At 68.5% G+C, this 7,014-nt stretch carries 6 protein-coding genes; 4 read left to right on the top strand and 2 right to left on the bottom strand.

The annotated features are described in order from the left end of the window. Positions 1-223, bottom strand: a 223-nt coding sequence (locus tag VKV26_01185; protein HLZ68501.1) for a hypothetical protein, incomplete at its 3' end; no start/stop codon positions are given. A 597-nt stretch (positions 224-820) separates the two neighbouring features. Between VKV26_01185 and VKV26_01180 the strand changes: the two genes are divergently transcribed. The 4 genes from VKV26_01180 (at position 821) to VKV26_01165 (ending at position 5,741) form a co-directional block, all read left to right on the top strand. Next, positions 821-2,572, top strand: a complete 1,752-nt coding sequence (locus VKV26_01180; protein ID HLZ68500.1) for an ABC transporter substrate-binding protein — start codon at positions 821-823, stop codon at positions 2,570-2,572. A gap of 280 nt (positions 2,573-2,852) precedes the next feature. Further along, positions 2,853-3,785 carry an ABC transporter permease gene (locus VKV26_01175; protein HLZ68499.1) on the top strand — a complete coding sequence of 311 codons (933 nt, stop codon included), beginning with the start codon at positions 2,853-2,855 and terminating at the stop codon, positions 3,783-3,785. A gap of 189 nt (positions 3,786-3,974) precedes the next feature. After that, complete coding sequence (locus VKV26_01170; GenBank protein ID HLZ68498.1) at positions 3,975-4,904, top strand: ABC transporter permease; 930 nt, start codon at positions 3,975-3,977, stop codon at positions 4,902-4,904. 39 nt (positions 4,905-4,943) lie between these two features. After that, positions 4,944-5,741 (top strand): pyridoxamine 5'-phosphate oxidase family protein, encoded by a 798-nt coding sequence (locus tag VKV26_01165; GenBank protein ID HLZ68497.1) that lies wholly within the window; start codon positions 4,944-4,946, stop codon positions 5,739-5,741. Positions 5,742-5,890: 149 nt separating this feature from the next. Here the strand turns inward: VKV26_01165 and VKV26_01160 are convergent, their stop codons facing one another. After that, complete coding sequence (locus VKV26_01160; GenBank protein ID HLZ68496.1) at positions 5,891-6,973, bottom strand: hypothetical protein; 1,083 nt, start codon at positions 6,971-6,973, stop codon at positions 5,891-5,893. Between the last annotated feature and the right edge of the window lie 41 nt (positions 6,974-7,014).

Raw genomic sequence — 7,014 nt, 5'->3', positions numbered from 1 at the left:
AGCGGTAGAGCTGGGCGGTGCCCTGCTGCCAGAGCACGTCCTTCGGCGCCTTGCCGACGTTGGCGGGCTTCTGGTCGCGCAGCACGTCGAAGGCGCGCATCGACTGCAGCATGGCGCGCTGCATCTCTGCACGCCAGGCGTTGAACAGCGCGAGGCCGGGCAGCTCGGCCGCAGGGGCGGCGGGTGTCTGGGCGGGCGTTGACGTGGAGGTGGTTGCAGCCATCAGGGATTCTCCTTTTGCCATCGCGCACCGCGCGATGACCAATACAGCTGCCGGCGGCCTGCCGGCAAAAGCGGCGCGACGAACGAGCGCCCGCGCGGATCGGCAGGAGTGAAGCGGGGTGCGCGACGATCTGCTGCGAGAGGAACGCGGGGAAGGCGCTGCGGTGGGCGCCCGGCGGCGCTCCGGTCCAACTTCGTTCGTGATTTCACGAACACACTAGCAGCGGCGCCGGGCGCGTGTCAAGCTTTTTCAGGTAATTACCGTGTAAACGTTACGTTACAGGCCGAAGACCGCCATGTTGCCGCGGGCTGCGCGGCCTCACCCCCGGCCCCTCTCCATCCCATGGCGAGGGGAGGGTGCAGCACTGAGCGTTGTTTTCCCTGCCTTCAGCCTCGCTGCCCCGCGCAGCGATCTCCCCTTTCCCTGGCACTGGGGCAAGAGGCAAGAGGCAAGAAGCGGGGGTGAGGGTGAGGGCGCCGTCCGCCACGCGTTCGCCTTGACGCCGGCACGAGGCTGTTACAGAATTCGTGAGCGCGATTCGCGACCAGCGCGCGGGAAGCCGCAAGTGGTCTGCCGGGATCGACGACGGGAGGGGCTATGAGCGGTTCGTTCTCGCGGCGGGAAACCTTCGGGCCGGTGCGGCGTCTGCGGCGGCGCACGGTGCTGAAGCTGAGCGCCCTGGCCGGCGGCGCGGGGCTGGCGCCCTGGCTGCTCGCCTGCGGCAGCAGCAACAACAACAAGAACAACGGCGCCAGGGCCACCCAGGCGCCCACCCAGGCCGCCCCGGCCGCCACCGGCGGCAGCCCCGCGGCCGCGGCGACCGCTGGCGGGGCCGCAACGGCCGCGGCGCAGCCCGCGGGCAGCGCCGCCCCTGCGGCGGCGGCGCCCAACAAGGCGCCGGCGGGCCAGGCGGTGATTTTGCAAGGCGCCGATGTCAACTTCATGGATCCCGAGTTCCGCAACTCGGTGCCGGAAGCGAACATCAACTTCCACATGTTCGACCCGTTCCTCTGGCAGAACGGCAAGACGCTGAAGCAGGAGCCCTGGATCATCGAGTCGTGGAAGTCGATCGACCCGCTCACCTGGGAGTTCAAGGTCAAGAGCGGCGCCAAGTTCCACGACGGCAGCCCGGTCGATGCCGCGGCCGTCGCCTTCAGCCTCGCGCGGCATTCGAAGGACAAGATCGGCGGCAAGCCGATCATCGCCAACTTCGGCCGGCTCACCAATTTCGCCTCTGCCACCGCCGTGGATGCCACAACGGTGCAGATGAAGACCTCGGCGCCCGTGGCCGAGTCCTTCCTCACCTACCAGCTCGCCTCGTATGAAGTGATGCCGCCCGGCGTCTACACCGACGAGTCGGACGCCAACCTCGCCAAGGTCTCGGCCAACCCCGTCGGCAGCGGCCCGTATAAGTTCGTCGAGTGGGTCAAAGACGACCACCTGACGATGCAGGCCTTCGACGGCTACTGGGGCAAGAAGCCCGCCATCGCCAAGCTGATCTGGAAGCCGGTCACACAGGTCGAGACGCGCCTGCTCGCCCTGCAGAAGGGCGAGGCCGACATCGTCGTCAACGTGCCGCCCGACCTGGTGGACGATGTGAAGAAGTACGCGCAGGTCGGCTCGCTGGCCGGCGGGCGCAACATCTACATCGGCATGCGCTGCGACCACAAGCCGTTCGACGACAAGCGCGTGCGCCAGGCGATGAACTACGCCTTCAACTTCGACGCGGTGAACAAGGGCCTGCTCAACGGCGCCGGCACGCGCACGAAGACGATCATCAACCCGCCGCACGAGCCGCCGGACGCCAAGGCGTACACCTACGACGTGAACAAGGCAAAGCAGCTTTTGAGCGACGCCGGCCTCGCCAACGGCTTCTCCGTGACGATGGACTCGCCCAACGGCCGCTACATCAAGGACAAGGAGATCGCCCAGGCCTTCGTCTCTGACGTCTCCAAGGTCGGCGTCAAGGTCAATTTGCAGGTGCTCGACTTCGCCGTTTACGCCGGCGACAAGCTGCAGAAGCGCGACCCGGACGACTTCTTCCTGCTGGGCCTGGGCTCGCCCTTCACCGGCCAGGACGAGGCGTTCTACGTCAACCCGGACTTCTCGCTGGACGGCACGCACTGGCAGAACCAGCAGTACATCGACCTCTACAACCAGCTCAAGAAGGAGACGGACGAGACCAAGCGCCAAACCCTGATCAATCAGATCTCGGCGATCATCATGGACGACGCGCCCTGGGTATTCGTCTGGCACCAGGTGGACAACTACGGCTTCAGCAAGCGCCTGACCTGGGAGCCGCGGCCGGACGAGCGCATCCTGCTGCACGACGCCTCGCTGAAGAGCTGACGGGGGAGGGTGGCCCTCATCCCCCGGCCCCTTCTCCCATTCGTTGCACGATGGGAGAAGGGGAGATCCTTTTACGGAGGGTTGAGGCTGAAGCCGGGGCTCACAAGCCACGTGTAGGGGCACACGGCGTGCGCGCTTCGCGCCCACAGACGCGACCGATGGCACCCGACTAACCCGACGCCCTTCCGTATCAGCAACCCACGATCGCCCTTCCCCATCCCAGATCGCGCTCCGCGCGATGACAAGGATTGGGGGAAGGGAAGGGGATGAGGGCCGGCCCGTGCTGAACTACCTGATCCGCCGCCTGCTGCAGTCGGTGCTCGTCGTGGCCGGCGCGACCTTCATCGTCTTCTTCGTGCTCTACCAGACGGGCGACCCCACGCTGCTGATCGCCAGCACCCAGGCCACCACGGAGGACATCGCCAACCTGCGCCACAGCCTCGGCTTCGACCGGCCCTGGTACGAGCAGTACGGCCGCTTCGTCGTGCACGCCGCCCACGGCGACTTCGGCGAGTCGTTGCGCTTCCGCCAGCCGGTGACGCGGGTGGTGCTGGAGAAGCTGCCCGCCACGCTGGAGCTGAGCATCGCCGCCTACGCCCTGGCGCTGGCCGTCGCCATACCCGTCGGTATCATCTCGGCCACGCGGCGCAACTCGCTGCTGGACAACGTGGCGATGCTGGTGGCGATGTTCGGCCAGTCCGTGCCTGTCTTCTTTTTGGGCATCATGCTGCTCTGGGTCTTCGGCGGCCAGCTCGGCTGGTTCCCGATCGTCGGCCGCGGCGACGGCTTCGTGGACGAGCTGCACCACCTCGTCTTACCGGCGATCACGCTGGGCACCTTCTCCATGGCGCGCAACGCGCGGCTGGTGCGCTCCAACCTGCTGGAGGTGCTGGGCCAGGAGTTCGTGCGCACGGCGCGGGCGAAGGGGCTGCGCGAGTACACGGTGATGATCCGCCACGCGCTCAAAAACGCGATGATCCCGCTGGTGACGATCATGGGGCTGGAGTTCGGCGTGCTGCTGGGCGGCGCCGTGGTCACGGAGACGGTCTTTGCCTGGCCGGGCGTGGGCCAGATGGTGATCCGCGCGATCGAGCAGAAGGACTTTCCCGTCGTCGTCGGCGCGGTGACGATGCTCTCCGTCATCTTCGTCGCGCTCAACCTGCTGGTGGACCTGACCTACGGCTTCCTCGACCCGCGCATCCGCTATGGGTAGGGCGTAGGGCGTGGGGCGTGGGGCGTAGGAATAAGGAGCGAGGAACGAGCAGCGGCTACTCCTGATTCCTCTTCTCTCTTCGGCGGGCGCAGACTTCAGCAGACAGGAGGCTTTGGCAGGCGCGGCGCAGGCAACGGCTCCGGGGGAACCAGGGGCCGCCCCGTTGCCAGCCGCCCGCTGCCAACACGCATGACGCAGCTTTCGCCCGCCGCCGATACGTTCCCGGCCCTGGCCGCAGCCGGGCCGCGCCATCTGCTGCCCCGCTGGCTGCGCAGCCTGCTGCGGGCCCGGCTGGCGACGATCGGCTGCGCGATCCTGCTGCTGGTCATGGTCGCCGCCGTGTTCGCGCCGCAACTCGCCCTGCACAACGCCTCGCAGGGTGAGGTCGTCTCCAACAAGATCCCGCCCTTCTGGGGCACCTACAAGCACAAGACCGGCACGCGCGTCTTCCCGCTCGGCACCGATGAGCAAGGGCGCGACATCTATTCGCGCCTGCTCTACGGCGCCCGCATCTCGCTGGCCGTGGGACTGACCGCCGTGCTGGTGGGCGGCGCGATCGGCATTGCTGCCGGCCTGGTGGCGGGCTACTACCGCGGCCTCACCGACGACGTGATCATGCGGCTGGCCGACATCCAGCTCGCCATCCCCTTCATCCTGCTGGCGATCGCGATCCTGGCCGTGCTGGGGCCGGGGCTGAAGAGCATCATCTTCACGCTCGGCATCACCAGCTGGGTGACCTACGCGCGCGTGGTGCGCGGGCAGGTGCTGTCGTACCGTGAGAAGGAGTTCGTGGAGGCGGCGCGGGCGATGGGCGCGGGCGACGTGCGCATCATGGTGCGGCACATTCTGCCTAACACCTGGGCCTCGATCATCGTGATCGCCAGCTTCGGCGTGGCCAGCACGATCCTGGCCGAGGCGGCGCTCTCCTTTCTCGGTCTCTCCGTGCCGCCGACCACGGCGACCTGGGGCAACATGGTGGCCGCGGGCCAGAGCCAGATCATCACCGGCGCCTGGTGGACCTACACCTTCCCCGGCGTGGCGATCATGCTCACAGTGCTGGCCGTGAACGCCGTGGGCGACTGGCTGCGCGACTTTTTGGACCCGCGCCTGCGTGTCTGACGGCGCGGCCGCGGCCGTGAATTTCGGAGGCAATGGGCGATGGCGGACCAACGAGCAGCAGTCGAGGCGTACGTGCAGGCGCTGCGCACGGGCGAGGCCGCGGCGGCACAGCGCGCCGCCGGCTATCTCGCGCCGGACGTAGTGCTGAACACGGGGCGGGAGGAGTTCGCCGGGCACGATGCGGTGTTGGCGCGGATCAGCGGGCAGTGGCCGCTGACGCCGGTCTACCAGCATGGCGGCTGGTCCGAGCCGCACCCCGACGGCGACGGTCTCTCCGTGCAGGCCGAGTTCGGCCCGTTCGGCGCCGCGCCGCGCTCCGTCAGCCTGCGCTTCGCCTTCAACGCGGCCGGGCAGATCAGCCGCGTCGAGCAGCGCACCGTGCAGGCGCCGCCGCCCGAAACGAGCCGGACCCTCCCCGACTTCGTACGCGGCCTGGTCAACGGCGCCCTCGCCAACGGTACGCCGCTGACGCTGGCCTACGTGGACGCGGAGGGCCGTCCGGTGCAGTCGCTGCGCGGCAGCACGCACGTGTTCAGCGACCACCAGCTCGCCATCTGGCTGCGCAACCCCAACAGCGGCATGGCGCAGGCGATGCAGCGCAACCCGGCGCTCTCGCTGCTCTACCGCGACAGCAAGACGCGCACGACGCTGATCTTCCAGGGGCGCGGGCACGTTGAAGCCGACCCGGCGGTGCGCGAGCGGGTCTTCGCCCTCTCGCCCGAAGTGGAGCAGAACCACGACCCGGAGCGCCACGGCCTGGCGCTGATCATCGACGTCGAGCGCGTGCAGGGCGCCAGCCCGCGGGGCTCCGTGCGCATGGAGCGGCCGGCCCCCTAACCCCGGCGATCGGCCCTCTCCCCCGTCCTCGCTCTCCCATCCGCAGAGGTTTGGAGATCGGACGCCTGCGGCGAGCGTACAGGCGAGGGGCGAGCATGGGGCAAATGAATCGGACACTGCCGGGTTAACCGTACAGCGACACGAGCGCTCTACCCACGATCGCCCCTCGCCCAGGATTGGGAGAGGGGACGGGGGTGAGGGCCGACGGCCACCGTCGCGTTGCGCCAGGCGAAGTTCGAGCAGACCGTGGAGACGCCCGCGTTGGGCGAGCCGGCCACCACCAGCAGGATCGCGTCCGGCGACGGCGCGGTGTGGATGAAGGCGTCTTCGGCCTCGTCCTCCAGGCCGATGATCTTGCCGAAGCGGCGCAGCTCGCGCTTCGTCTTGCCGAAGTGCTCGAAGAGGAACTCGCGCACCTGCTGCTTTGTCCAGCCGCCGCGGGCGACGATCTGCGCGTGCTCCGGCCCCATCACCACGATCGAGCCACTGGTGCGGTTGTAGGGCGGCGCCTCGTAGATGCCGCCGGCGTAGGACATCGAGTCGGCGATCGTCAGCAGGATCTCTTCCGGCGACTGCGTGCTGCGGTGCTCGACGTGCAGGTCGCTGCGCGTCATCTGGATCGTGACCGTGCTCTCCTCCGCCGCAAAGCCGCGCTCGACGTGCAGCGGCTCCCAGGGGCTCTCCTCTTCGTTCTCGGCGATGCAGCAACTGTACTTGAGCGGCGTGCCCTGAGCGCTCTGGTCGAACTCGTGCGGGCGGATGCCGAGCGTGTTCATGATGATCAGGCGCATGGCGCGGCCAATGGTCGTGTTCGCGCGGTCGCCGGGGCCGAAGATGTTCTCGGCGCTGTTGAAGCCGAGCCTGCCGCGCACCGAGCCGTTGACCACCAGCAGCGGCGCCTGGCCCGTGGTGCTTTGCAGCAGGCCGCTGCCCGCGCCGATGCCGCGGAAGGCGTCGAGCGCCGCCAGCAGCACCGGGAAATACTCCGGCAGGCAGCCCGCCATTACGGCGTTGATCGCCGCTTGCCGCACCGTGCACGTACGGTCGAGATGCTCCTGCGTGATCAGCACCTCGTCCGGGACGCGCGCGGTCTGTGCCAGGAACTCGTCCAAGAAGGCGCCGATCGGCGGCACCACGGGCAGGCCGTCGCTCCAGCCCTGCGCGTAGCAGGCCTCGATCGCCGCTCGCGCCGCGCGGATATCGGCCTCGGTCAGTTCTGCAGCGGCGCTCATGCCTCCCCCGTGTTATCGCCGAGCAGCCGGCCACTGCGGCG

It is taken from the genome of Dehalococcoidia bacterium, from assembly GCA_035310145.1.
GTDB lineage: Bacteria > Chloroflexota > Dehalococcoidia > CAUJGQ01 > CAUJGQ01 > CALFMN01.
The sequence above is the reverse complement of the archived record's forward strand: the minus strand, read 5'-3'. Positions and strand labels throughout refer to the sequence as shown.